This window comes from Streptomyces sp. NBC_01477, from assembly GCF_036227245.1.
Taxonomy (GTDB): Bacteria; Actinomycetota; Actinomycetes; order Streptomycetales; family Streptomycetaceae; genus Actinacidiphila.
Map to the genome: position 1 here is coordinate 3,940,604 of NZ_CP109445.1, position 25,038 is coordinate 3,965,641.

The window sequence follows — 25,038 nt, forward strand, 5'->3', positions numbered from 1 at the left end:
CGACCCGTGGAACGTGACCTGCGACACAACCATGCACCCCCTACGCTGGGCGGATGGCGAAGAAGCTCGTGATCAAGGTGACGGCGGGCGCGGACGCGCCCGAGCGGTGCTCGCAGGCCTTCACGGTGGCGGCGGTGGCGGTGGCCAGCGGGGTGGAGGTGTCGCTGTGGCTCACGGGTGAGTCGGCGTGGTTCGCGCTGCCGGGCCGGGCGGCGCAGTTCGAGCTGCCGCACGCGGCGCCGCTGCCGGACCTGATCGAGGGCGTGCTGGCCGGGGGGACTGTCACCCTGTGCAGTCAGTGCGCGGCCCGCCGTGACATCACCGAGAAGGACGTCGTCAAGGGGGTGCGGATCGCCGGGGCCCAGCTCTTCGTCAGCGAGATCATGCCGGACGGTGTGCAGGCCCTGGTCTACTGAGAGCGGCGGCGGCCCGGGTTCATCTGCGGCGGTCCTTGCGGTTCTTGCCCTCCAGCTCGTCCCACCACGCGTCGGACTCCGGGTCTCCGGTGCCGGCGTCAGAACCCTTGTCCGGTGGTTCGTCGAACCACCGCTCGTTCGGGCCACGTCGGTTGCCGACGATCGCCGCGACCGGGGGGATGACCATGGCCACCAAGCACATCGCGATGGCGGCCGGCACCGACCAGAGGCGTACGACCGCCCATGCCATGACGAACAGCACCACGCAGGTGCCCATCATGGCGAAATAGCGATGACGGCGTCGTGCGTCCACATCTCAACGGTACGTCCGCCAGGCGGATACCGAAACAGCTCGGAGGGCCGCACCCCCTTGCGCGGGGTACGGCCCTGCGAGCTGTGTGCCGTCGTCACACGGCGATGGCCACCTCGGCCGCCGCGCCCTGCTGGGCGACGACCGTGCGGTCCACCGTGCCGCCGGGAACCAGCGCGCGCAGCGTCCAGGTGCCGGGCGCCGCGAAGAAGCGGAACTGCCCGGTCGCCGAGGTCGGCACCTCCGCGGTGAACTCGCCGCCGCCGTCCAGCAGTCGTACGTATCCGCTGACGGGCTCGCCGTCGCGGGTCACAGAACCCTGGATGATGGTCTCGTTCGCCACGTCAACTCCTGCCAGGTCGGGCCCGCCGGCCTTCGCTCCACACATACGGTGATACCTCCGGGGTTCAGTTGGCGCCGAGCTCGATCGGCACGCCGACGAGCGAGCCGTACTCGGTCCACGAGCCGTCGTAGTTCTTGACGTTGTCCTGCTCGAGCAGCTCGTGCAGCACGAACCAGGTCAGCGCGGAGCGCTCGCCGATCCTGCAGTACGCGATGGTGTCCTTGGCCAGGTCCACGCTCTCGTCCTGGTAGAGCTTGACCAGCTCGGCGTCGGACTTGAAGGTGCCGTCGTCGTTGGCGTTCTTCGACCACGGGATGTTGCGGGCGCTCGGCACGTGGCCGGGACGCTGCGACTGCTCCTGCGGGAGGTGGGCCGGGGCGAGCAGCTTGCCGGAGAACTCGTCGGGCGAGCGGACGTCGACCAGGTTCAGCGTGCCGATCGCGGCGACGACGTCGTCACGGAAGGCGCGGATCGCCGTGTTCTGGGCCTTCGCCTTGTACTCGGTGGCGGCGCGCTCGGGGACGGCGGCGACCAGGTCGCGGGAGTCCAGCTCCCACTTCTTGCGGCCGCCGTCGAGCAGCTTGACCGACTCGTGGCCGTAGAGCTTGAAGTACCAGTACGCGTAGGACGCGAACCAGTTGTTGTTGCCGCCGTAGAGGACGACGGTGTCGTCGTTCGCGATGCCCTTGGCGGACAGCAGCGCCTCGAAGCCGGCCTGGTCCACGAAGTCGCGGCGGACCGGGTCCTGGAGGTCCTTCTTCCAGTCGATGCGGACGGCGTTCTTGATGTGGTTCTTGTCGTACGCCGAGGTGTCCTCGTCCACCTCGACGATGACCACCTTGGGGTCGTCGATGTGGGCCTCGACCCATTCGGCGTCGACCAGGACGTCACTGCGGCTCATGCTGTTCTCCTCCGGGGCAGTACGGATGGTGCGGTTGCGCGACACGCTGAGGGCGGTGCGGTGCGGTGAGGTGCGGTCGAGCGGCCCTGTCGGCGCTCCACGGCACGGGGCAGTCAGGCTGCGCCGGGGCCTCGCGGCCGGCATCGGCACGGGGGAGCTGCCGCCCCTAGGGCATGCGACAGAGCATGGCGGCGACGCGGCACAGGTCGACTGCCCGCCGCTTCGTGAGATCCGCCTGTCGCTTCATGAGTCCCGATCGTAGGGAAATGAACCCGTAGGTGTCACCGTCGTGTCACATGGCGAGACAAGATTGTCCGCATGGCGGGCATGCGTTCTCTTGCCGTCCGATCTCAGCCGGCGAGGACGACATGCTTTCCGCCGGCCGCCACCGATATGCCCTCCGGCGAGGTGGTCAGCGAGGTCAGCGAGATCCCGGACGGCAGGTGGGTCAGCTGCCGCACGAAGTCGATCTCCTGCCGGACGTTGTCCTCCAGGCCGAGCGCGGTCAGCTCCTTGGGCAGGTTCTCGGCGTGCAGCCCGATCGAGTCGGCGCCGCGTACGGTCACCTGGCTGAGCACGCTGATCTTCACGCCGATCCCGGGGATGGTCCCGGTCAGCTTCACCATCGCCTTGCCGTCCGCGCTGGTGCCCGCGGACGACACGCTGACCCCGGGAGGCGCGGCCTTGGACAGGTCGGCGTAGGTGATGAAGGCGGCTCCGTCGGCGCTGTCGGCGACCGCCGTGCGGTAGCTGTTGGAGAACTTCACCCCGTGCAGATCGGCGTTGAAGGTCGCGATGCGCAGCGTCTCCCCACCGCCGTTCGCCGCGATGTCCTTCGCCTTGATCGTGACGTCGTCCAGCTTGCCCGAGGCGGCCTGGGTCAGGAACGGGAAGCCCTTGATCGACACCGACGGCTTGTGGTCCAGGCCCTCGGTGGCCTGGGCGCGCTCCGCGGCCTTGTTCTGCGCCACCGAGACCGCGATCCGGTCGGCGGCCACGAACAGGCCGCCGAGGACCACCACGACGACCAGGACTATCCGCCACACTCGCATGTGCCCGTACTCCCCACTCGTTCCGCCCGCGACTTCCGCAACGCCTGACGGGCGGCGGAGGGTCCGCGGTTCCCCGTGGCACCGATCCGTTACCTGTGAGGATCCGCGGGAGCGGTCAGGTCAGGGCCCGGCCCAGAGCGTAGACGACCGGGGCGGCGGCGGTGAGCGGCAGGGCCACGCCCGCGGTGAAGTGGACGAAGCGGGACGGGAAGTCGTAGCTCGCCACCCGCAGGCCGATCAGCGCGCAGCCGCCGCAGGCCGCGGCCAGCAGGATGCCGTCGCTGCTGCCGAGGCCGTTCGCCTGGCCGGTCAGCGCGCCGCTGGCCGCCGCGATCAGCAGGGCGACCGTCAGCGACAGCGGCTCGCCGGGCAGCGGGAGCGCCCGCACCACGGTCGCGGCGGCCACCGCCACCGCGCCGACGACCACCGGGTCGGTGCCCGCGCCGGAGACCGCGGCCGCCAGGTAACCGCAGGCCAGCACGGTGATCAGGGTGGAGGCCGAGGTCGCGGTGAGCGACGACAGGCGCTCGTCGCCGCTGCCGTGGTGCCGCAGTTGCAGCACCAGGACGAACAGCAGCCAGACGCCGAGGGTGCCGACGACCACCACGGGCGCGTGGCCGCCGTCCGCGACCAGGATGCCCACGTCGGCGGTCACACCGGCGAGGAAGGCCAGCACGATGCCCTGCCGGGCGGGCCACATGCCGTTCAGCCGGAACCAGCCGGCGGCGGTGACCGCCTGGAGCAGCACCAGGAAGACCGTCAGGCCCGGTTTGCCGAGCGCGGCGCCGCCCGCGAGGAGCAGGCCGAGCGCCGCGGTGAGGGCGGCGGGCTGGATGCCGGGCGCGATGATCGGCGAGCCGGTCCGCCCGTCGGCGCGCACCGGGGCGGTCCTCGCGCCCTGCCGCCTGGCCGCCCTGCCGCCCGGGGCCGGCTCCCGCCGCGGGGCGGGCTCGTCCTCGATCACCGGCATCACGGCGGTGTGCTCGACGCCCTGCGGCCCGGCGGGATACGCCTGCGGGTCGGCGTAGGCGTGCGCGGGCGGCTGCTGCTGCCACTCGGCGCCCTGGGCCTGGTAGGCGGGGTCGCCGTAGGCGGCGGGGGTGCCGGAGTACGCGGTCTGGGCCGCGCCGGGCTCCCAGCCGCCCTGCGGGTATTCCTGCGGGTATTCCTGCGGCGCCGTCCACGGGTGCGCGGCGGGCGGTGTGGCGCCCCAGCCGTCCCCGGGCGCGGGCGCGGCGCCGTAGCCCTGGCCGTCCTGGGCGGCGGCGTGCCCGGACCAGTCGCCGCCGGACGGCGGGGCACCGTAGGCGCCCTGGTCGTGCTGCGGGGGCGGGGCGGCGTGCAGCGGCTCGGGCACGTAGGTCCCGTACGGCGCGGCGCCGCCGCCGTACGCCTGCTCGTCGTGGCCGCGGCCCTGGCTGTGTCCCTGGGCCTGGCCGTATCCGTCGCCGTACTCGTAGTCGCCGTGGTCGCTCATACCGACCCCCCGGCGAAGGGCGGCAGTACCTCGACCGTGCCGCCGTCGGGCAGCGGCACCTGCGTGTGGGCGCGGGCGCCGACCGGGTGGCCGTCGACCAGGAAGGAGCAGCGCAGCAGCACCCGGGCGAAGTCGGGCTGCCCGGCGTGCCGCTGCCGGGCCGCGGCCAGCGCGTCGGCGAGCGTGGCCGCGCGGTACGGCTCCTCCGCCGTGCCCGCGGCGGCCTTGGCGGCGGCCCAGTAGCGGATCGTGCCCGCCGCCAGGCGCGCGGCCGTGTCGGTTGCAGCCATCGCGGCTCCGTCCCTCGTCCTTCGTCGTGCTTGCGTGGTGCTTCTGCTACGCCGGCGCCGCCGTCCGCGGCCGGTTCCGTCGTGGGCCCGTACGCCGCCGTTCACCGGACGGACGGGCCGCCTCCATCATGGACCGTCGGCGTCACCGCACTCCAACACGGGCGGTCAGCCAGTCACCGATCCGGCCGAGCAGCGCCGCGTCCGCGGCGTTCTCCGCGTGGCCGAAGCCGTGCTCGATCCACAGCTCGGCGCCGTCCTCGCCCGCGGCGGCGGCCAGCGAGCGCGGGTGGTCGAGCGGGAAGTACGCGTCACGGTCGCCGTGCACGATGAGCAGCGGTGTCGGCACGATGAAGGGCACCGACTCCACCGGCGAGCGCGGCACCGGGTCCCACCTGCGGGGGTGGATCCGGGTACCGAGGCCGACCCGGGAGACCAGCCGCCCCGCGGGCCTGGTCACCGCCCAGTGCAGCCGCCGCATGGGCGCCGTACCCCGGTAGTACCAGCGGGCGGGCGAGCTGACCGAGACCACCGCGTCGACCCCGTACAGGCCCGCTTCCGGGTCCGCGCCCGCGTGCCGCAGCACCACGGAGGCGCCCATCGAGAAGCCGACCGCCGCCACCCGCGCGTACCCGAGCCGCCGGGCCCAGCCCACCACCGCGTCGAGGTCGAGGACTTCGCGGTCGCCGACAGTGGAGTGTCCGCCGGAGCGGCCGTGCCCGCGGAAGGAGAAGGTGAGCACCCCGCCGCTGCCGCGCAGCGCCGCCGCCGCCCTGCGGACCGCGGGCCGCTCCAGCGCGCCGCTGAAACCGTGCGCGACCACGATGGCCAGATCGCGTCCTCCACCGGCTCCGGCCAGGTGTTCGGCTTCGACGGGTACGCCGTCGGACGTCAACAGAACCGCGCTCCGGCCACCCGAAGTGAGCGGGGAAACACGGAAACGCTCGTCCTTGGCCTCGGCAGCGGTGTCCATGTGGGCTATTCTTCCGTGGAAGAGGACCTGGGCAATGCCGCCCCCGGGTCCTTTCGTGCTTTTCTGCACGACATATGTCGTCCTCGCAGGCATCGAGGAGGGGTTCGAAATGAGCCAACCCGACCCACCCGACCGGTCCGAGGTGGTCACGCCACCTCGCGACGTCCGCCACGATGTCCGTCTCGATGCGCTGAACGTCCTCGACCACACCCTCGATGTCCGCACGACCGACGGGAGCCCCCGGTGAGTTCTCTGCTGCTGCTGACCAACGCACTCCAGCCGTCAACCGAGGTGCTGCCCGCGCTCGGGCTGCTCCTGCACAGCGTGCGGGTGGCCCCCGCCGAAGGCCCGGCCCTCGTGGACACCCCCGGCGCCGACGTCATCCTGATCGACGGCCGCCGCGACCTGCCGCAGGTGCGCAGCCTGTGTCAGCTGCTGCGCTCGACCGGCCCCGGCTGCCCGCTGATGCTGGTCGTCACCGAGGGCGGACTCGCCGCGGTGACCGCGGACTGGGGCATCGACGACGTCCTGCTCGACACCGCGGGCCCGGCCGAGGTCGAGGCGCGGCTGCGGCTCGCGATGGGCCGCCAGCAGATCACCGGCGACGACAGCCCGATGGAGATCCGCAACGGCGACCTGTCGGTGGACGAGGCCACCTACAGCGCCAAGCTCAAGGGCCGGGTCCTGGACCTGACCTTCAAGGAGTTCGAGCTGCTCAAGTACCTGGCGCAGCACCCGGGCCGGGTCTTCACCCGCGCCCAGCTGCTCCAAGAGGTGTGGGGCTACGACTACTTCGGCGGTACGCGGACGGTGGACGTGCACGTGCGGCGGCTGCGCGCCAAGCTCGGCGTGGAGCACGAGTCGCTGATCGGCACGGTGCGCAACGTCGGCTACCGCTTCGTCACCCCGGAGAAGGTCGAGCGGGCCGCCGAGGAGGCCGCCCGCAGCGAGGCCGCGCAGGGCCGCGGAACCGCCCGCAGCTCCGGGCCGGACGCCGATCAGCGGGACAGCCGTTCATCCGCTGAACAGACCGTATGACGACCCGTGTGACGAGCCGATAGACACGCGTAGACTTCCCGACGTGCCCAAGGTGACGCGCGACGACGTGGCCAGGCTGGCGGGGACCTCCACCGCGGTCGTCAGCTACGTCATCAACAACGGACCCCGGCCGGTAGCCCCGGCCACCCGCGAGCGAGTGCTCGCGGCCATCAAGCAGCTCGGCTATCGCCCGGACCGTGTGGCCCAGGCGATGGCCAGCCGCCGTACCGACCTGATCGGCCTGATCGTCCCCGACGCGCGCCAGCCCTTCTTCGCGGAGATGGCGCACGCGGTGGAACAGGCCGCGTCCGAGCGCGGGAAAATGGTGCTGGTCGGCAACTCCGACTACCTCGACGAGCGCGAGGTCCACTATCTGCGGGCCTTCCTCGGCATGCGGGTGTCCGGGCTGATCCTGATCAGCCAGGGCCTCAGCGACAACGCGGCCACCGAGATCGAGGCCTGGGACGCCCGGGTGGTGCTGCTGCACGAACGGCCCGAGGCCATCGACGACATCGCGGTGCGCACCGACGACATCGGCGGCGCGCAACTTGCCGTACGCCACCTGCTGGAGCACGGCCACGACTATGTGGCCTGCCTCGGCGGCACCGAGGTCACCCCGGTGATCGGCGACCCCGTCACCGATCACGTCGTCGGCTGGCGGCGGGCCATGGAGGAAGCCGGGCGGTCCACCGAGGGCCGCCTTTTCCAGGCCCCGTACAACCGCTACGACGCCTACGAGGTCGCGCTCGACCTGCTGGCGGGACCGGACCGGCCGCCCGCCATCTTCTGCGCCACCGACGACCAGGCGATCGGTGTGCTGCGGGCCGCCCGCGAGCTGCGGATCGACGTCCCCGAGGGGCTGGCCGTGGCCGGCTTCGACGACGTCAAGGAAGCCGCGCTCGCCGACCCGCCGCTGACCACGGTGGCCTCCGACCGGCAGGGCATGGCCCGGGCGGCGGTGGACGCGGTGCTCGACGATTCGCTGCGGGTTCCGGGTGCCAAGCGGGAGCGGCTGCGGCAGTTCCCGTCCCGGCTGGTGCTCCGCGGGTCCTGCGGCTGCCACTGAGGTCCGGCGGCCGGCGGTAGGGCGCCGACCGCCCTGCGCAGGACCGCTTCGAGCGCGGGCCGCTCGGGGCGCGGCCCGGCGGGCGGCTCTTCCGGGGTCCGGGGGCGGGTCCGGGGGGCGCGCGGCCGGGGGTGCGCGATCCGGGGCGCGCGATCTTCCTTACATCGGGCATACGTGCTTCTGCCGGGCTTCTCAGCGTGTGCTCAGCAAGCTCTCATCTTCTGGGCCCACAGTCGTTGACATGACCGAGAGCAGCCGCAACGGCGGCGAACCCCAGCACCCGCACGACCCGCAGCTTCCGCTCTACTCCGGCCCCCAGGCCCCGGTCCCGTTCTCCTCCTCGGCGTCCTCGGCGTCCTCGGCGTCCTCCGGCCCCGCCGCCGCCGAATCAGCGGCCCTCGCCGAGGGCGGGACCCCGTCCGAGCCCGCCGGCACCCCGGCCTACACCGGCTATCCGCCGCCGCCCCCGCACGGCCCGTACGGCCCGGCCGCCGCGACCGGCGGACCCGGTGAGCCCGGCGGCCACCGGCGGCGGGCCCGCAGGCCCGTCGCGCTCTTCGCCGCCGCCGCGATCGCGGCCGGCGTGATCGGCGGCGGGGTCGGCGCCCTGGTCGGCAACGCGACCGACCACTCAAGCGGCAGCACCAGCGCCGCGTCCACCGGCTCCGCCGTGGTGAACGCCGCCGCGATCGACGGCACCGTCTCCGGCGTGGTCAAGGCGGTCGACCCCAGCGTCGTCGAGATCAACGCCAGCTCCAGCCAGGGCAAGGCCACCGGCTCCGGCATCATCATCACCGCCGACGGCCAGATCGTCACCAACAACCACGTCGTCGCGGGCGCCAACCAGATCAGCGTCACGTACACCAACGGCAAGTCCGCGACCGCGACCGTCGTCGGCACCGACGCGGCCAAGGACCTGGCGCTCATCAAGGTGCAGGGCGCGAGCGGCCTGCCCGCCGCCACCCTAGGCGACTCCTCCTCCGTCGCCATCGGCGACCAGGTCGTCGCCATCGGCTCCCCCGAGGGCCTGAGCAACACCGTCACCAGCGGCATCGTCTCCGCGCTCAACCGCGATGTGACCGTGCCGGTCGAGACCGGCCAGAGCCAGGGGCAGAGCCAGGGCGGGAGCGGGAGCGGCGACCAGTGGCCGTTCTCCTTCGGCGGCAACCAGTACAACGGCGACACCGGCAGCTCCACCACCACGTACAAGGCGATCCAGACCGACGCCTCGCTCAACCCCGGCAACTCCGGCGGCGCCCTGATCAACATGAGCGGGCAGATCATCGGGATCAACTCGGCGATGTACTCGGACTCCTCCTCCGACGGATCCTCCTCGTCGTCGTCCGGCAGCGTCGGCCTCGGCTTCGCCATCCCGATCAACACCGTCAAGGCCGACCTGCCGACGCTGCGCGCCGGCGGCACCAACTAGGACCCGGCGCCGTGCGACGCTGAAAGGGTCAGCGGCACCACCCATGTCGAGCAGCGAGGTATCCCCCACCATGAGTCCTGGTCCCGGCTCCGCCCCCAGCACCGGCGAGCCCGGCGACGCCCCCGCCCGCGTCCTGATCGTGGACGACGAGCCCGCCGTGCGCGAGGCACTGCGCCGGAGCCTGGCCTTCGAGGGCTACGACACCGAGATGGCCGCCGACGGCATGGCCGCGCTGGAGGCCGCCGACACGTACCGCCCCGACGCGATCGTGCTCGACGTCCTGATGCCGCGGATGGACGGCCTGACCACCGCCCGGCGGCTGCGCGCCACCGGGGTCACCACGCCCATCCTGATGCTCACCGCCCGCGACACCGTCGGCGACCGCGTCACAGGACTCGACGCGGGCGCCGACGACTACCTGGTCAAACCGTTCGAGCTGGACGAGCTGCTGGCGCGGCTGCGCGCCCTGCTGCGCCGCAGCTCCTACGCCACGGCCGCCGGGGCCGCGGGCGACCCCGCGGACCACACGCTGGCCTTCGCCGACCTGCGGATGGACGTCACCACCCGCGAGGTCACCCGTGACGGCCGCCCCGTGGAGCTGACCCGTACCGAGTACACCCTGCTCGAACTCTTCCTCACCCACCCCCGCCAGGTCCTCACCCGCGAGCAGATCCTGAAAGCGGTGTGGGGCTTCGACTTCGAACCGTCCTCCAACTCCCTCGACGTCTACGTGATGTACCTGCGGCGCAAGACCGAGGCGGGCGGCATGCCGCGGCTGGTGCACACCGTGCGCGGGGTCGGCTACGTCCTGCGGGCGCCGGACGGCGGTCACGCGTGAAGCGGCTTCCGCTGCGGTCCCGGCTGGCGCTGCTGACGGCGGCGGCCGTGGCGGTCGCGGTGGCCGCGGCGGCGCTGGCGTGCTGGCTGATCACCAGGGACCAGCTGATGAAGGAGCTGGACAAGTCGCTGCGGCAGCCGGACATCATCCCGGCGGCGGTGATCGCCAACACCCTGAACCAGGACGGCTGCCACGCCACCGCGCCGGCCCAGGGCGACGGCCCCGGGCGCTACATCTCGGCCACCACCTCCGCCCAGGTCGTGCTGGCCAACGGCACGTCGTGCTGGGTGCAGGGCCACATCACGATCCCGGTGAACGAGACCGACCGCGAGATCGCCGCCCGCGACGTGCCCGACGGCGTCCTGCGTACGGTCACCGCCAGCGGCCACAAACTGCGGGTCTTCACCGCGCCGGCGAACTTCACCGTGGACCGGGTGCCGGCCGCTGTCTCCGTCGCCCGGCCGCTCAGCGACGTCACCGACCCGCTGACCACCCTCGCCTGGGTGCTGCTCGCGGTCGCCGGCATCGGCGTGGTCGGCGCGGGGGCGGCGGGCACCGCGATCGCCAGGGCGGGCCTCCGCCCGGTCGACCAGCTGACCGGGACCGTCGAGCACATCGCCCGCACCGAGGACCTGAGCGTCCGGATCCCCGTCGAGGGCGAGGACGAGATCGCCAGGCTCGGCCAGTCCTTCAACGCGATGACGTCCGCGCTGGCCTCCTCGCGCGACCGGCAGCAGCAGCTGATCGCCGACGCGGGCCATGAGCTGCGCACCCCGCTGACCTCGCTGCGGACCAACATCGAACTGCTGGAGCGCAGCGAGGCGACCGGCCGGGCCATCCCGCCCGAGGACCGGCGCGCCCTGCTGGCATCGGTGAAGGCCCAGATGACCGAACTGGCCGCGCTGATCGGCGACCTCCAGGAGCTGTCCCGCCCGGACGCGGCGCCCACCCTCCAGGTCGTACCGCTGCACGAGGTCACCGGCACCGCCCTGGAGCGCGCCCGGCTGCGCGGCCCCGACCTGCACATCACCGCGGACATCGCCCCCTGGTTCGTCCGCGGCGAGGCCTCGGCCCTGGAGCGGGCCATCGTCAACCTGCTGGACAACGCGGTGAAGTTCAGCCCGCCGGGCGGCCGTATCGACGTCCGGCTGCACGGCGGCCGGCTGACCGTGCGCGACCACGGACCCGGCATCCCCGCGGAGGAGCTGCCGCACGTCTTCGAACGCTTCTGGCGCTCCCCGTCCGCCCGCTCCCTGCCCGGCAGCGGCCTGGGCCTGTCGATCGTCGCCCGCACCGTCCACCAGTCCGGCGGCACGATCGGCCTGACCCCGGCCAGTGGCGGCGGCACCGAGGCGACCCTCTACCTGCCAGGCGCCCCGACGGCACCGCCCGACGCCCCGCCGGAGCCCTGACCCCGGCTCCGCGGCCGTCTCGGAATGTGAAATCACCGTCTCAGATCCCGGTAGTCGGCGAATACTTGGCCGCACCATCCACTCATCGGAGGTGCGTCAACCGTGCGTCGCTGGATCATGCTCGCGCTGGGGACCGCCGCGCAGACCGCGGCTTGTGCGTTCGTCTACGGGATCCCGTACCTCGCCGACGACCTGCGCACACAGCAGGACCTGAGCCTGACGCAGGTCGGCCTGCTGGTGGCCTGCCCGACGGTGGGCCTGGTGCTCGCGCTGTACGCCTGGGGCGCCGCCGCCGACCGGTGGGGCGAGCGGGTGGTCATCGCGGTCGGGCTCGGCTCCGCCGCGGGGGCGCTCGGCGCGGCGGCCTGGGCAGCGCACGGGATGGTCGCGCTCGGCGGGCTGCTGGCGCTGGCCGGCGCCGCGGGGGCGTCGGTCTACTCGGCCAGCGGGCGGCTGGTCATGGGCTGGTTCGCCGCGAGCGAGCGGGGCCTCGCCATGGGGATCAGGCAGACCTCCACCCCGCTGGGCATGGGGCTCGCCGCGCTGGCCATGCCGCCGCTGGCCGGGGCGCACGGGCTGCGCGGCGCCATCGGCTTCCTGGCCGTGCTGTGCGCGGTGATCGCCGTACTGATCGCGGTCTTCGCCGCCGACCCCGCGAGGCCCGCCGCGAAGAACGCCGAGCCCGCGCCCAACCCCTACCGCGGCTCCCGGCTGCTGTGGCGCATCCACGGCTCGGCCGCGCTGCTGGTCGTCCCGCAGTTCACCGCGGGCGCCTTCGCGCTGGTGATGCTGGTGGACGTACGCGGCTGGTCCCCGGTGCACGCGGGCCAGCTCATCGCCGTCGCCCAGGGGCTGGGCGCACTGTCCCGCATCCTGGTCGGCCGCTGGTCGGACCGGGTCGGCAACCGGTTGCGGCCCATGCGGCAGCTGGCCGTCGTCACGGCCGCGGTGGTCGCGGCCGCCGCCGTGGCCACCGCCTTCCCCTCGCCGCTGACCGCCGTCCTGCTGGTGGCCGCCATCGCGATCACGTCGAGCACCAACGGGCTGTCCTTCACCTCCACCGCGGAACACGCCGGACCCGCCTGGTCGGGCCGCGCCCTCGGCGTCCACAACACCGGCCAGAACCTCACCGCCGCGGTCGTACCGCCCGTCATGGCCGCGGTCATCTCCGCCACCGCCTACTGGCCCGGATTCGCCCTGGCCGCGGTCACCGCCTGCGCCTCAGCCGCGATCATCCCGGTGGCCCGCGCGGTGCCTGCCCGCCCCGAGGCGGACCGGCCCCGTACGATTCCGGCATGAGCGACCGGCGGCTGGACACCCTCACCGAACTCCCCACCGACACCGCGCGGGCCGTACTCGGCCTGATCTCCGCCGCCGCGGCGGCGGACGGGCAGCCCGCGGTCTCCGAGCAGGGCCGGCTGCACGTACGCGGAGGTCGCCGGGAGGGCGTACGGCACCTGGTGCTGTGGTCCGGCGACGACCTCGCCGGATACGGGCAGATCGAGGACGCCGACCCGGTCGAGGCGCCCGCCGCGGAATTCGTCGTGCACCCCGGGCACCGGCTGCACGGGCACGGCCGCGCACTCGGTGACGCACTGCTCGCCGCCACCGGGCGCCGGATGCGGGTGTGGGCGCACGGCGGCCACCCCGGCGCGCGGCACCTGGCCGTCAAGCTCGGCCTCAAGCTCTTCCGCGAGCTGCGGCAGATGCGGATGCCGCTGGACGCGGCGCTTCCCGAGCCGGTGCTGCCGGCCGGGGTGACGGTGCGCACCTTCCGGCCCGGGCAGGACGACGCGAAGTGGCTCGCCGTCAATTCGGCAGCCTTCGCCCACCACCCCGAGCAGGGCTCGCTCACACAGCGTGACCTCGACGACCGCAAGGCCGAGCCGTGGTTCGACCCGGCCGGCTTCTTCCTCGCCTTCCGCGGCGACACGCTGGCCGGCTTCCACTGGACGAAGGTCCACGACGATCTCGGGCTCGGCGAGGTGTACGTGGTCGGCGTCGCCCCCGCCGAGCAGGGCAGCGGTCTGGGCCGCGCCCTCACCACGATCGGCCTGCGCCACCTTGCCGCGGAGCGCGGCCTGCCCGGTGTGCTCCTCTACGTCGACGCGGACAATTCGCCTGCCGTCGCGGTATACGAACGGCTGGGCTTCACGACCTACGAGGTCGACCTGATGTTCCGCACGGAGTCCTAGCCGGAGGCTTGCCCGGGTGCCCACGTGGGTGCCCCTTGCGGTGGCCTGTCGCCTGCGGCGCCGTCGTGTCTGGTCGCGCAGTTCCTCGCGCCCCTGAAGCGTGCCCTCTGCGGCAGAGGACGGGCCCCGTAGGGGCGCGGGGAACTGCGCGACCGGCCGAGACGGCGGGAAAGAAGCGACGCCACCGCAAGTGGCACTCACCCAGGGGCGCGGGGAACCGCGCGCTCAGCCACAGTGCGGCGGCACTGTGAACGCAACAGGATGTGGCACCCGCCCCAGGGGCGCGGGGAAGTGCGCGGCCGGCCACGACGCGGCCGCAGGCGACAGGCCACCGCAAGTGGCACTCACCCAGGGGCGCGGGGAAGTGCGCGGGGGCCGCCCCGGGTGCGGGGGCGGAAAGGGGGAAGGGGGAAGGGGGCACCCCGGGGACTCCGGCGCACCCTCGCCGGAGGCGCTGCGCTTGCCTGACGGCAATGCTCTCGTTACCGGCGGTTCAACCGCCCTTGCAAGCATCGCAGGATGCAGCCCGCTGCCCCCCACCGCTCAACCCCGCCCGACCTGCCGAAACCCCCGCCGGCACGAGACAATGGAATGACGGCTGCTGGCCGCCTGACGGGGGGTGTCGGCCGCGCGTACGCGCCGGAACCGGAGGAGGGCTCGCGCACCATGGCCCAGACGAATCATCCCAGCGTCCCCGCCCAGCCCGACAAGGGGCCCGGCGAGGGCACCACCGACAGGTTCGGCACCTTCCGGCCGCGGGTCGTACCCGACCTGGAGCCGGAGCCGCCGGGGCTCGACGCGGCCAGCGAGGAATTCGGCGCGGAATTGCCGCAGGGCCGCTTCCTGGACCGGGAGCGCAGCTGGCTGGCCTTCAACGAGCGGGTGCTCGAACTGGCCGAGGACCCGGCCACCCCGCTACTCGAACGGGCTAATTTCCTGGCCATATTCGCCAGCAACCTCGACGAGTTCTTCATGGTCAGAGTGGCCGGCCTGAAGCGCCGGATGGCCACCGGGGTCGCGACCCGGTCCGCGTCAGGACTGCAGCCCAGGGACGTACTCGACCTGATACTGACCAGATCGCGGGAGCTGATGGCCAGGCACGCGGCCTGCTTCCAGAACGACGTCGCCCCGCAGCTCGCCGACGAGGGCATCCACGTCATCCGCTGGGCCGAGCTGACCGAGAAGGAGCAGGCCAGGCTCGCCACGCTGTTCCGGCAGCAGATCTTCCCGGTGCTGACACCGCTGGCCGTCGACCCGGCGCACCCCTTCCCGTACATCTCGGGCCTGTCGCTGAATCTGGCGGTGGTGGTGCGCAACCCGGTCTCGGGGCACGAGCACTTCGCCCGGGTGAAGGTGCCGCCGATCCTGTCGCGCTTCCTGGAGGCGGGGCCGCAGCGCTACGTCCCGCTGGAGGACGTGATCGCCGCGCACCTGGAGGAGCTGTTCCCGGGGATGGAGGTCCTGGACCACCACATGTTCCGGGTGACCAGGAACGAGGACCTGGAGGTCGAGGAGGACGACGCCGAGAACCTGCTCCAGGCGCTGGAGAAGGAGCTGATGCGGCGCCGCTTCGGGCCGCCGGTGCGCCTTGAGGTCGAGGAGTCGATCGCCCCCCGGGTGCTCGACCTGCTCGTGCACGAGCTGAAGATGAAGCACACCGAGGTCTATCCGCTGCCCGGCCCGCTCGACCTGACCGGCCTGTTCGCGATCGCCCGCCTGGACCGGCCCGAGCTGCAGTTCCAGCGGTTCATCGCCGGCACGCACCGCGACCTGGCCGAGGTCGAGTCCGCGACCCCGCCGGACATCTTCGCGGCGGTGCGCGAGCGGGACATCCTGCTGCACCACCCGTACGACTCCTTCTCCACGTCCGTGCAGGCCTTCCTCGACCAGGCGGCGGCCGACCCGGACGTGCTGGCCATCAAGCAGACCCTCTACCGCACCTCGGGCGACTCGCCGATCGTGGACGCGCTGATCGACGCGGCCGAGGCGGGCAAGCAGGTGCTGGTGCTGGTCGAGATCAAGGCGCGCTTCGACGAGCAGGCCAACATCAAATGGGCCAGAAAGCTCGAAGAGGCCGGCTGCCATGTCGTCTACGGCCTGGTCGGCCTCAAGACGCACTGCAAGCTGTCGCTGGTGGTCAGGCAGGAGGGCGACACCCTGCGCCGCTACAGCCATGTCGGCACCGGCAACTACCACCCCAAGACGGCCAGACTCTACGAGGACCTGGGCCTGCTGACCGCCGACCCGCAGGTCGGGGCGGACCTGTCGCACCTGTTCAACCGGCTGTCGGGCTACTCGCGGCGCGCCACGTACAACCGGCTGCTGGTCGCCCCGCGCAGCCTGCGCGACGGGCTGGTCGCCCGGATCATGACGGAGATCGAGCACCAGCGGGCCGGGCGGCCCGCGTTCGTCCGCATCAAGGTCAACTCCATCGTGGACGAGGCGCTGATCGACGCGCTCTACCGGGCCTCGCAGGCCGGCGTCCAGGTGGACATCTGGGTACGCGGGATCTGCGCGGTACGGCCGGGGGTGGCCGGGCTGTCGGAGAACATCAGGATCCGCAGTGTTCTCGGGCGTTTCCTCGAACACTCCCGGGTCTTCGCGTTCGGCAACGGCGGCGACCCCGAAGTGTGGTTCGGCAGCGCCGACATGATGCACCGCAACCTCGACCGGCGCATCGAGGCGCTGGTCAGAGTCGCCGACCCGACCCACCGCGCCACCCTCAACCGCCTGCTGGAGACCGGGATGTCCGACGGCACGTCCTCCTGGCACCTGGCGGCCGACGGCAACTGGACCCGGCACAGCACCGACGCCGAAGGGCGCCCGCTGCGCAATGTCCAGGAGATGCTCATCGATGCCCGGAGGCGCCGGCGTGGCCCATCAGCAGCTACCTGACCGCCTGTCGTCGCAGCACCAGCAGACCCTGCGGGACGGGGACACGCCTGCCCATCCGCCCCCGTCCGCAGCATCGACCAGCGCCAGGCCGCCGCGCCTGCCCGCCCCCGGCGGCAGCGCACCGGCACCGGCAGACAACGGGGACACGGGGACCAGCAGCAGCATGAACGCCGAACCGTACGACGCCATGCCACCGGGCGGCGGCACCGCGGGCGAGGTGCTGACCCGCTATCTGCACGAGCGGGCCATCGCCTTCCTGCGCGGGCTGAGCCTGCGCGGCGAGAACGAGGCCGAGGCCGACGCGGTGCTGCGGGCCAGTGCCCGCCGGATCGGCGGGGCGCTGCACATCTACGGGCCGCTGACCGACCCCGGCTGGGCCGAGCCGCTGCGCGCCGAGTTGGGCTGGCTGTCCACGACGCTGGGCCGCGAGCCGCAGTACGCCACCCGGCTGGCCCGGCTGCTGGACGCGCTGCGGCGGCTGTCGATCACCGCGGAGGGCCAGGAGGCCGTCGTCGCGGTGGGCGGCGCGCCGCCGCCCCCGCCGTCCGGCGGCGGACCGCTGGCGCTGGGCGCGGCCCGCGCCGGCGCCCTGCTCGAACGCCAGCTGACGCTGGCCAGGACCCGCGCGCACTCGGCGTCGCTCCAGGCCATGGGCTCGTCCCGGTTCCACGCGCTGGCCGACGCGATCGCCGTCCTGGCCTCCGAGGTGCCGCTCGCACCCGCCGCGGCGGGCCCCGCCCGTACCGTCATGCCGCCGATGGCCGCGCAGGCCCACCGGCGGCTGGCCGACGCCGCCGCCGCGCTGCCGCTGCACCGGGCGGCGCACCCGTACAACGCCGACGCCGTGCAGGCCTCGCTCGGCGCCGACCTCACCGCCGACCTCCAGGACGCGCCCTGGCACCAGGTGCGGGTGCTGCTGCGGCTGACCCGTTACGCGGCCGAGGTGACCCGTCCCGACGGCGGGGCCGACCGGCAGCGGCTCACCGACGCGGGCACGCTGCTCGAACGGCACCGGCAGGCCGCCGAGTCAGCCTCCGCCGTCGCCGCCGCCGCCCGCACCCCGCGGATCGCGCCGGCGACGGCGTACGCGCTCGGTGTGCTGCACGCCGACCAGCGGCACGAGGTCGAGGCGGCCCGCTTCGCCTTCTCCCGGCTGTGGCAGCCCGCGGTTCCGGGGGTGCGCGGCCAATGACCGAGGACGAGGTGGCGGTACGGGCGGCGGGCGTGGTCCTGTGGCGCGCCGCGCCGGGCGGCGTCGAGATCGCCCTGGTGCACCGGCCGCGCTACGACGACTGGAGCCTGCCCAAGGGCAAGCTCAAGCGGGGTGAGGAATTCGCCGCCGCGGCGGTGCGGGAGACCAGGGAGGAGACCGGGCTGGACTGCGAGTTGGGCGCTGCGCTGGGCTCGACGCGGTATCTCGTGGACGGGCGGTCCAAGGAGGTTCGCTATTGGGCTGCCCGGGCCCACGCGGGCGACTTCGTCGCCAACACGGAGGTGGACCGGATGGTCTGGCTCGGCCCCGCGGCGGCCGAGCTCCGCCTCACCCACGAGCGTGACCGCCCCCTCATCGCCACCTTCCTCCTGACTCTGCTGCCCTAGCCACCGCGCGGCTGCGGCTCCGTGCTCCCCTCAGTCCCCCGGGTGCCCGGGGATGGCCGCGCGGACGCCCGACGCCAGCTCCGTCCGGGTGCCCCGGGACAGGGCGCGCAGACGGCCGACGCCAGCTCCTCAGGGGCGCGGGGAACTGCGCGCCCAGCCCCCACTCGGCGTCGTATGCGGACGCACCGCACCACCCCAGGGGCGCGGGGAACTGCGCGCCCAGCCCACCACCCACGCGCGGGTCGCCACCGACCCGAAGGGTCTCCTCGGTCCGCCCCGGACCACCGGCCGGTGGTGGGTTGCTCGCGCAGTTCCCCGCGCCCCTGACGGGCGCCCCCTGCGTCAGCGGCACCCCCAGCCCCGCGCCAGCGGCGTCGCGCCCCTTGCCGAAGGGGGACCGCACGGCCCCCGCGCCCGGGGGAAGCGCACCCACAAACCCAGCCGCACCCCCCAGCCCCGCGCCAGCGGCGTCGCACCCCCTGCCGAAGGGGGACCCGCACGGCCCGTGCTCGGGGGTGGGCAACGCCTGGCGCAGGGGTAACGCACGTAACGGCCGCACCCCCCGGAGGGAGTGGCACCGGGCTGACGGGTGAGGTTCACCCGGCGTTCACCCTCTCCCGTTGGTCGCTTCATCTGATCTGCCTAATTTCGGCCTTACCGGTGAGCACGAGCCGCCGGAGGACGCAGATACACAACCCTCTGCTTCGCCGTCGACCGGCGGGCTCTCGGAAGGAACACACGAAGGTGAAGCTTCAGCGTAAGAGCGGGCTGCGCGCCCTGACCGTCGGCGCGGTCGCGATTACCGGTGCGCTCGTCCTGTCCGCCTGTGGTTCGGACGACAACAGCGACTCGTCCACGCCGAGCAACTCGGCGAGCGGTTCGAGCAGCGCGACGAGCGGCACCAACGCGTCGGGCATCTCCTGTGCGACCGGCAAGATCCTGTCCTCGGGTTCGACCGCCCAGCAGAACGCGGTCGAGTCCTGGGTCAAGGACTACCAGCAGGCGTGCAGCGGCGCGACGATCAACTACAAGCCGTCCTCCTCCGGCGAGGGAATCATCGACTTCAACAACGGCACGGACGCCTTCGCCGGCTCCGACTCGCCGCTGAAGCCCGAAGAGGTCGACAAGTCCAAGAGCGCCTGCACCGGCGGCCAGGGCATCAACATCCCGATGGTCGGCGGCCCGATCGCCATCGGCTACAACCTGCCCGGCGTGAACGACCTGGTGCTCAACGGCTCGACCCTGGCGAAGATCTTCAACGGCAAGATCACCACCTGGAACGACGCCGCGATCAAGGCGCTCAACCCCGGCGCGAACCTGCCGAGCACCAAGATCCAGTCGGTCCACCGCCAGGACGACTCCGGCACCACCGACAACCTGACCAAGTTCTTCAAGGGCTCCGCGCCGGCCGACTGGCCGTACGAGCACGCGAAGGCGTGGGCGGCCAAGGGCGGCCAGGCCGCTCCGAAGTCCGCGGGCGTGGCCGGTCTGGTGAAGCAGACCGAGGGCTCGATCGGTTACTTCGAGCTGTCCTACGCGACCGCCAGCAGCATCCCCACGGTCAAGATCGCCACCGGCGCCTCCGCCCCGGTCGAGGCCACCACCGCCAACGCCTCCGCGGGCATCGCGCAGGCGAAGGTCGTCGGCACCGGCTCCGACCTGGCGCTGGACCTCAGCGCCGCGTACACCACCAAGGCGGACAACGCCTACCCGATCGTCCTGGTGACGTACGAGATCGCCTGCGACAAGGGCAACAAGGCCGACACCCTGCCGCTGACCAAGTCCTTCCTGACCTACATCGCGAGCGAGACCGGCCAGGCCAAGCTCGCCGCCGCGGGCTACGCGCCGCTGCCGACCGAGATCGCCACCAAGGTCCGTACCGCCGTCTCCGCCCTTTCCTGATGAAGCGCGGCGGGTCCCGCGGCCGGTGGCCGCGGGACCCGCCGCGTATCCGGTGCACCGCCGCCGGGGGAGTCCGCTCCCCCACCCAGACCGGAGAACACACCTATGACGACCACCGCTCCACCCCCCACCACCTCGGAACCGCACCGCGCCACCGCGACCGTGACACGCCCCGGCGACCGGATCTTCGCCGGCCTGGCCCGCGGCTCCGGCATCCTGCTGCTCGTGGTGATGGCCGCCATCGCGGTCTTCCTCACCGTGCGCGCGGTCCACGCGGTCTCCAACGACCACGGCAACTTCCTGACCACCTTCGAGTGGACGCCCAGCCTGAACCCGCCGGTCTTCGGTATCGCGGTCCTGGCCTACGGCACCGTGGTCAGCTCCGTCATCGCGATGGCCATCGCGGTCCCGATCGCGATCGGCATCGCCCTGTTCATCACGCACTACGCGCCGCGCCGCCTGGGCGGTCCGATCGCCTACGTGATCGACCTGCTCGCCGCGGTCCCCAGCATCGTCTACGGCCTGTGGGGCGCGCTCTTCCTGGTGCCGCACCTCAAGGGCGTGAACCTCTGGCTGGACACGTACTTCGGCTGGACCTACATCTTCCACAAGGCCGACCCGAACTCCTCGGCCCGCTCGCTGTTCACCGTGGGCATCCTGCTGGCGATCATGATCCTGCCGATCATCACCAACGTCAGCCGTGAAGTGATCAACCAGGTGCCCAAGATGCACGAGGAGGCGGCGCTCGCGCTCGGCGCGACCCGCTGGGAGGTCATCAGGCTCTCGGTGCTGCCCTTCGCCCGCTCGGGCATCATCAGCGCCTCCATGCTGGGCCTGGGCCGCGCGCTCGGCGAGACCATGGCGGTCGCCACCGTGCTGTCCGCCTCGCCGACGCTGTCCGGCCACATCCTGGACCCGGTCGGCGGCACCTTCTCGCAGAACATCGTCGCCAAGTTCGGCGAGGCCGACGACTTCGGCCGGGACGCGCTGATCGCCTCCGGCCTGGTGCTGTTCCTGATCACCCTGCTGGTCAACGGTGCCGCGCGGATCATCATCCAGCGGCGGAAGGAATACTCGGGGGCCAACGCATGAGCGACACGGTTATGGACGCCCCGCAGGCGCCCGGCAGGCCCGCCTCCCCGCGGCTCGCCTCCCGCCACCTGCCCCGCTGGAGCCCGCTGGCCATCGCCGCAGGAGCCGTCGCGATCGGCGCGGCGGTCGGCGCCGGCGCCGGACTGCGCAGCCACATCCAGTGGGGCCTGATCGCCCTGGTGCTCTTCGTGGCCGGCTCCTACGCCATCACCGCCCGGGTCGAGGGCCGCAGGCAGGCCAAGGACCGGGTCGCCACCAGCCTGATCTGGTCGAGCTTCATCCTGGCCGTCATCCCGCTGTACTCGCTGGTGGAGACCACCGTCAGCAAGGGCGCCGACGTGGTGGACGGCACCTTCCTGAGCCACTCGATGAACAACGTGCTGACCATCAACCCGGGCGGCGGCGTCTACCACGCCATCATCGGCACCCTGGAGCAGGTCGGCATCGCCACCGTCATCGCCGCCCCGCTGGGCATGCTCACCGCGATCTACCTGGTCGAGTACGGCAAGGGCGCGCTCGCCAAGTGGGTCACCTTCTTCGTGGACGTCATGACCGGCATCCCGTCGATCGTGGCCGGTCTGTTCATCCTGTCGGTCTGGTTCGTGGTCGTCGGCTCCGCCCCGGCATCCGGCTTCGCCGGCTCGCTGGCGCTCGCCCTGCTGATGATGCCGGTCGTGGTGCGCTCCACCGAGGAGATGCTCAAGCTGGTGCCCAACGAGCTGCGCGAGGCCTCGCTGGCGCTCGGCATCCCGAAGTGGCGCACCACCGTCAAGGTGGTCCTGCCGACCGCCGTCGGCGGCATCACCACCGGCATCATGCTGGCGATCGCGCGTATCGCGGGCGAGAGCGCCCCGATCGCGCTGCTGGTCTTCGGCAGTGCGGTGATCAACACCGACCCGTTCAAGGACCCGCAGTCGTCGCTGCCGTACTACATCTTCGAGCAGTACAACAACGGCAACCAGCCCAGCTACGACCGTGCGTGGGGCGCCGCCCTGGTCCTCATCGCGTTCGTGATGATCCTGAACCTGATCGCCCGGCTCATCTCCCGCTGGAAGGCGCCCAAGGCCGGTCGCTGACGCGGCCCACCCCAGCAGTCAGCAGACCGCCCGCAGAAGAGAAGTGATCCCCATGGCCAAGCGAATCGACATCAGCGGCCTGTCCGCGTACTACAGCGCCTTCAAGGCGATCGACGACATCTCGATGACGATCGAGCCCGGCTCGGTGACGGCCTTCATCGGCCCGTCCGGCTGCGGCAAGTCCACCTTCCTGCGCACCCTGAACCGCATGCACGAGGTCACCCCCGGCGGCCGGGTCGAGGGCAAGGTGCTGCTGGACGACGAGAACCTGTACGGCTCGGGCGTCGACCCGGTGACCGTCCGCCGCACCGTCGGCATGGTCTTCCAGCGGCCGAACCCGTTCCCCACCATGTCGATCTACGACAACGTGGCGGCCGGCCTGAAGCTGAACGGCATCCGCAAGAAGAACGAGCTGGACGGCATCGTCGAGAAGTCGCTCAAGGGCGCCAACCTGTGGAACGAGGTCAAGGACCGGCTGAACAAGCCCGGTTCCGGCCTGTCCGGCGGCCAGCAGCAGCGGCTGTGCATAGCCCGCGCCATCGCGGTCGAGCCGCAGGTGCTGCTGATGGACGAGCCGTGCTCGGCGCTCGACCCGATCTCGACCCTCGCCATCGAGGACCTGATCGGCGAGCTGAAGACCCGGTTCACCATCGTCATCGTGACCCACAACATGCAGCAGGCCGCGCGCGTCTCGGACCGTACGGCCTTCTTCAACCTGGCGGCCGTCGGGCAGCCGGGCAAGCTCATCGAGATCGACGACACCCAGCGGATCTTCTCCAACCCGTCCGTGCAGGCCACCGAGGACTACATCTCGGGCCGCTTCGGATAACCAGGACCGCCGTGCGGTGCTGCATGGCGGTGCCACCGCAAGGCGCAGGCCCCGTCCCCGTCAGGGGGCGGGGCCTGATCCGCGTCACGGCGTCGCCGCGTGCTCAGCCGAAGACCAGCTTGATGACGTAGTAGCAGCCGGCGGCGACCACCGCGGCGGCCGGCATGGTGATGAACCAGCCCGCCACGATGTTCTTGGCCACTCCCCAGCGGACCGCCTTGACCCGCCGGGTCGCGCCGACGCCCATGATCGAGGACGTGATCACGTGGGTGGTGGAGATCGGCGCCTGGAAGATGTACGAGGACGCGTAGAGGATCGACGCGGAGGTCGTCTCGGCCGCGAAGCCCTGCGGCGGGTCCAGGTCGATGATCCGCCGGCCCAGGGTGCGCATGATCCGCCAGCCGCCCGCGTACGTGCCCAGCGACATCATCGCCGCGCACACGAACTTGACCCAGATCGGGATGCCGTAGCCCTTGGCCGGGTCGTGGATGACCAGCGCCAGGACGACCACGCCCATCGTCTTCTGCGCGTCCTGCAGCCCGTGGCCGAGCGCCATGCCGGCCGCCGACACGGTCTGCGCGATACGGAATCCGCGCTTGGCCTTGTGCGGGTTGGCCCGGCGGAAGAACCACAGGATCGCCAGCATCACCAGATAGCCCAGCACCAGGCCGACCGCGGGCGACACGAACATCGGCACGATGACCTTGTCGACCACACCCGACCAGTGCACGGTGGTGCCGCCGGCCAGCGCCGCGCCCACCAGACCGCCGAACAGCGCGTGGCTGGAACTCGACGGTAGCCCGAAGTACCAGGTGACAAGATTCCAGACGATCGCGCCGGCCAGCGCCGCGAAGAGGATGCCCATGCCGGAGCGGCCCTCGGGCGTCGCGATCAGGCCCTTGCTGACCGTTTTGGCCACGCCGCTACCGAGGAAGGCACCGGCCAGGTTCATCACGGCGGCCATCGCGAGCGCGGCCTTGGGGGTCAGCGCCCGGGTCGAGACCGAGGTGGCGATGGCGTTGGCGGAATCGTGGAAACCGTTGGTGTACGTGAAGAAGAGCGCCACCCCGATGGTGACGATCAGCACAAAGGTGTCCACGTGGGTCAGGACTCCTTGACCGCGATGGTCTCCACCGTGTTCGCCACGTGCTCGAAAGCGTCCGCGGCCTCCTCCAGCACGTCCACGATCTGCTTGAGCTTGAGCACCTCGATGGCGTCGTACTTGCCGTTGAAGAGCTGGGCCAGCAGCTTGCGGTGGATCTGGTCGGCCTGGTTCTCCAGCCGGTTGATCTCGATCCAGTACTCGGTGAGGTTGGACATCGTCCGCAGGTTGGGCATCGCCCCCGCGGTCAGCTCCGCGGCTCTGGCGAGCACCTCGATCTGCTGCTCGACACCCTTCGGCAGCTCCTCGACGTTGTAGAGGACGACCAGGTCAACGGCCTCCTCCATGTAGTCCATGATGTCGTCGAGCGAGCCGGCGAGGGTGTAGATGTCCTCCCGGTCGAAGGGCGTGATGAAGGAGGAGTTCAGCTGGTGGAAGATCGCGTGGGTCGCGTCGTCTCCCGCGTGCTCCGCGGCCCGCATCCTCTCGGCGATCTCGATACGGGTAGCCGAATCGGCTCCGAGCAGTTCCATGAGGAGCTTCGAACCGGTGACGATGTTGTCCGCGGACGCGGCGAACATGTCGTAGAAGCTCGTCTCCCTGGGGGTCAGACGAAAGCGCACGTGGGTTCCTCGGGATACATCGGAGTCGGTCTCGTTGATGCTAGGCGCAACATCCGGCCACAGCTAACCGGCGTCATCCAGTGTCGCCCATGGGACAGAGTCCCCCTCACGGGGGATGCGTCGCACACGGTGCCGATTCGGTAAGATATACCCACCAGGGGTATAAGGGGACAGAGAGGGCGG

At 71.9% G+C, this 25,038-nt stretch carries 26 protein-coding genes; 16 read left to right on the forward strand and 10 right to left on the reverse strand.

The window, feature by feature from the left end; genetic code table 11:
* The first annotated feature begins 53 nt into the window (after window positions 1–53).
* On the forward strand, window positions 54–416 hold the full coding sequence (locus tag OHA86_RS16410; protein ID WP_329176160.1) for a DsrE family protein: 363 nt from the start codon (window positions 54–56) through the stop codon (window positions 414–416).
* Window positions 417–435: 19 nt separating this feature from the next.
* On the opposite strand, the gene OHA86_RS16415 is transcribed toward OHA86_RS16410, so the two are convergent.
* The 8 genes from OHA86_RS16415 to OHA86_RS16445 all read right to left on the reverse strand — a co-directional run bounded on the left by OHA86_RS16415 (window position 436) and on the right by OHA86_RS16445 (window position 5,759).
* Window positions 436–729, reverse strand: coding sequence for a DUF3099 domain-containing protein (locus OHA86_RS16415; protein WP_329176162.1), 294 nt, complete (start codon window positions 727–729; stop codon window positions 436–438).
* A 94-nt stretch (window positions 730–823) separates the two neighbouring features.
* Window positions 824–1,114 (reverse strand): DUF1416 domain-containing protein, encoded by a 291-nt coding sequence (locus tag OHA86_RS16420; protein WP_329176164.1) that lies wholly within the window; start codon window positions 1,112–1,114, stop codon window positions 824–826.
* Between the two features lie 19 nt (window positions 1,115–1,133).
* On the reverse strand, window positions 1,134–1,970 hold the full coding sequence (locus tag OHA86_RS16425; RefSeq protein WP_329176166.1) for a sulfurtransferase: 837 nt from the start codon (window positions 1,968–1,970) through the stop codon (window positions 1,134–1,136).
* A gap of 166 nt (window positions 1,971–2,136) precedes the next feature.
* Window positions 2,137–2,217, reverse strand: a complete 81-nt coding sequence (locus tag OHA86_RS36095) for a putative leader peptide (RefSeq protein ID WP_355342331.1) — start codon at window positions 2,215–2,217, stop codon at window positions 2,137–2,139.
* Window positions 2,218–2,320: 103 nt separating this feature from the next.
* Complete coding sequence (locus OHA86_RS16430; protein WP_329176168.1) at window positions 2,321–3,022, reverse strand: LmeA family phospholipid-binding protein; 702 nt, start codon at window positions 3,020–3,022, stop codon at window positions 2,321–2,323.
* A gap of 115 nt (window positions 3,023–3,137) precedes the next feature.
* Entirely contained in the window at window positions 3,138–4,499 is a 1,362-nt protein-coding gene (locus OHA86_RS16435; protein ID WP_329176169.1) for a hypothetical protein, read from the reverse strand.
* On the reverse strand, window positions 4,496–4,762 hold the full coding sequence (locus OHA86_RS16440) for a MoaD/ThiS family protein (RefSeq protein ID WP_329182432.1): 267 nt from the start codon (window positions 4,760–4,762) through the stop codon (window positions 4,496–4,498). Before OHA86_RS16440 ends, OHA86_RS16435 begins: the two co-directional genes overlap by 4 nt.
* A 169-nt stretch (window positions 4,763–4,931) precedes the next feature.
* Window positions 4,932–5,759, reverse strand: a complete 828-nt coding sequence (locus tag OHA86_RS16445; RefSeq protein WP_329176171.1) for an alpha/beta hydrolase — start codon at window positions 5,757–5,759, stop codon at window positions 4,932–4,934.
* Between the two features lie 109 nt (window positions 5,760–5,868).
* On the opposite strand from OHA86_RS16445, the gene OHA86_RS16450 reads away from it, so the two are divergent.
* From OHA86_RS16450 to pstB, 15 genes are all read left to right on the forward strand, one after another.
* Window positions 5,869–6,006, forward strand: a complete 138-nt coding sequence (locus tag OHA86_RS16450) for a hypothetical protein (RefSeq protein WP_329176172.1) — start codon at window positions 5,869–5,871, stop codon at window positions 6,004–6,006.
* Window positions 6,003–6,797, forward strand: a complete 795-nt coding sequence (locus OHA86_RS16455) for a response regulator transcription factor (protein WP_329176174.1) — start codon at window positions 6,003–6,005, stop codon at window positions 6,795–6,797. The genes OHA86_RS16450 and OHA86_RS16455 overlap by 4 nt, the downstream gene beginning before the upstream one ends.
* Window positions 6,798–6,840: 43 nt before the next feature.
* On the forward strand, window positions 6,841–7,863 hold the full coding sequence (locus tag OHA86_RS16460) for a LacI family DNA-binding transcriptional regulator (RefSeq protein ID WP_329176175.1): 1,023 nt from the start codon (window positions 6,841–6,843) through the stop codon (window positions 7,861–7,863).
* A gap of 241 nt (window positions 7,864–8,104) precedes the next feature.
* Window positions 8,105–9,292, forward strand: a complete 1,188-nt coding sequence (locus OHA86_RS16465) for a S1C family serine protease (protein WP_329176177.1) — start codon at window positions 8,105–8,107, stop codon at window positions 9,290–9,292.
* Window positions 9,293–9,362: 70 nt separating this feature from the next.
* Entirely contained in the window at window positions 9,363–10,130 is a 768-nt protein-coding gene (locus OHA86_RS16470; RefSeq protein ID WP_329176179.1) for a response regulator transcription factor, read from the forward strand.
* Window positions 10,127–11,542, forward strand: coding sequence for a sensor histidine kinase (locus OHA86_RS16475; protein WP_329176181.1), 1,416 nt, complete (start codon window positions 10,127–10,129; stop codon window positions 11,540–11,542). Before OHA86_RS16470 ends, OHA86_RS16475 begins: the two co-directional genes overlap by 4 nt.
* 102 nt (window positions 11,543–11,644) lie before the next feature.
* On the forward strand, window positions 11,645–12,841 hold the full coding sequence (locus tag OHA86_RS16480; RefSeq protein WP_329176183.1) for an MFS transporter: 1,197 nt from the start codon (window positions 11,645–11,647) through the stop codon (window positions 12,839–12,841).
* Window positions 12,838–13,737 (forward strand): mycothiol synthase, encoded by a 900-nt coding sequence (gene mshD, locus OHA86_RS16485; RefSeq protein ID WP_329176185.1) that lies wholly within the window; start codon window positions 12,838–12,840, stop codon window positions 13,735–13,737. Before OHA86_RS16480 ends, mshD begins: the two co-directional genes overlap by 4 nt.
* 666 nt (window positions 13,738–14,403) lie before the next feature.
* Complete coding sequence (locus OHA86_RS16490) at window positions 14,404–16,632, forward strand: RNA degradosome polyphosphate kinase (protein ID WP_329176186.1); 2,229 nt, start codon at window positions 14,404–14,406, stop codon at window positions 16,630–16,632.
* Between the two features lie 163 nt (window positions 16,633–16,795).
* Window positions 16,796–17,824, forward strand: coding sequence for a CHAD domain-containing protein (locus OHA86_RS16495; protein ID WP_329176188.1), 1,029 nt, complete (start codon window positions 16,796–16,798; stop codon window positions 17,822–17,824).
* Complete coding sequence (locus OHA86_RS16500; RefSeq protein ID WP_329176190.1) at window positions 17,821–18,231, forward strand: NUDIX hydrolase; 411 nt, start codon at window positions 17,821–17,823, stop codon at window positions 18,229–18,231. The genes OHA86_RS16495 and OHA86_RS16500 overlap by 4 nt, the downstream gene beginning before the upstream one ends.
* Window positions 18,232–18,975: 744 nt before the next feature.
* The gene (gene pstS, locus OHA86_RS16505) at window positions 18,976–20,133 is read left to right on the forward strand and encodes a phosphate ABC transporter substrate-binding protein PstS (protein WP_329176192.1); all 1,158 of its coding nucleotides are present in this window, start codon (window positions 18,976–18,978) and stop codon (window positions 20,131–20,133) included.
* 105 nt (window positions 20,134–20,238) lie between these two features.
* Window positions 20,239–21,225, forward strand: coding sequence for a phosphate ABC transporter permease subunit PstC (pstC, locus tag OHA86_RS16510; RefSeq protein WP_329176194.1), 987 nt, complete (start codon window positions 20,239–20,241; stop codon window positions 21,223–21,225).
* On the forward strand, window positions 21,222–22,301 hold the full coding sequence (pstA, locus tag OHA86_RS16515) for a phosphate ABC transporter permease PstA (RefSeq protein ID WP_443071748.1): 1,080 nt from the start codon (window positions 21,222–21,224) through the stop codon (window positions 22,299–22,301). The genes pstC and pstA overlap by 4 nt, the downstream gene beginning before the upstream one ends.
* A 52-nt stretch (window positions 22,302–22,353) precedes the next feature.
* Window positions 22,354–23,130 (forward strand): phosphate ABC transporter ATP-binding protein PstB, encoded by a 777-nt coding sequence (pstB, locus tag OHA86_RS16520; RefSeq protein ID WP_329176195.1) that lies wholly within the window; start codon window positions 22,354–22,356, stop codon window positions 23,128–23,130.
* A gap of 103 nt (window positions 23,131–23,233) precedes the next feature.
* Here pstB and OHA86_RS16525 read toward each other — a convergent pair whose 3' ends face one another.
* Window positions 23,234–24,229, reverse strand: coding sequence for an inorganic phosphate transporter (locus OHA86_RS16525; protein ID WP_329176196.1), 996 nt, complete (start codon window positions 24,227–24,229; stop codon window positions 23,234–23,236).
* Between the two features lie 5 nt (window positions 24,230–24,234).
* Window positions 24,235–24,855: a DUF47 domain-containing protein gene (locus OHA86_RS16530; protein WP_329176198.1), complete on the reverse strand. Its 621-nt coding sequence runs from the start codon at window positions 24,853–24,855 to the stop codon at window positions 24,235–24,237.
* Between the last annotated feature and the right edge of the window lie 183 nt (window positions 24,856–25,038).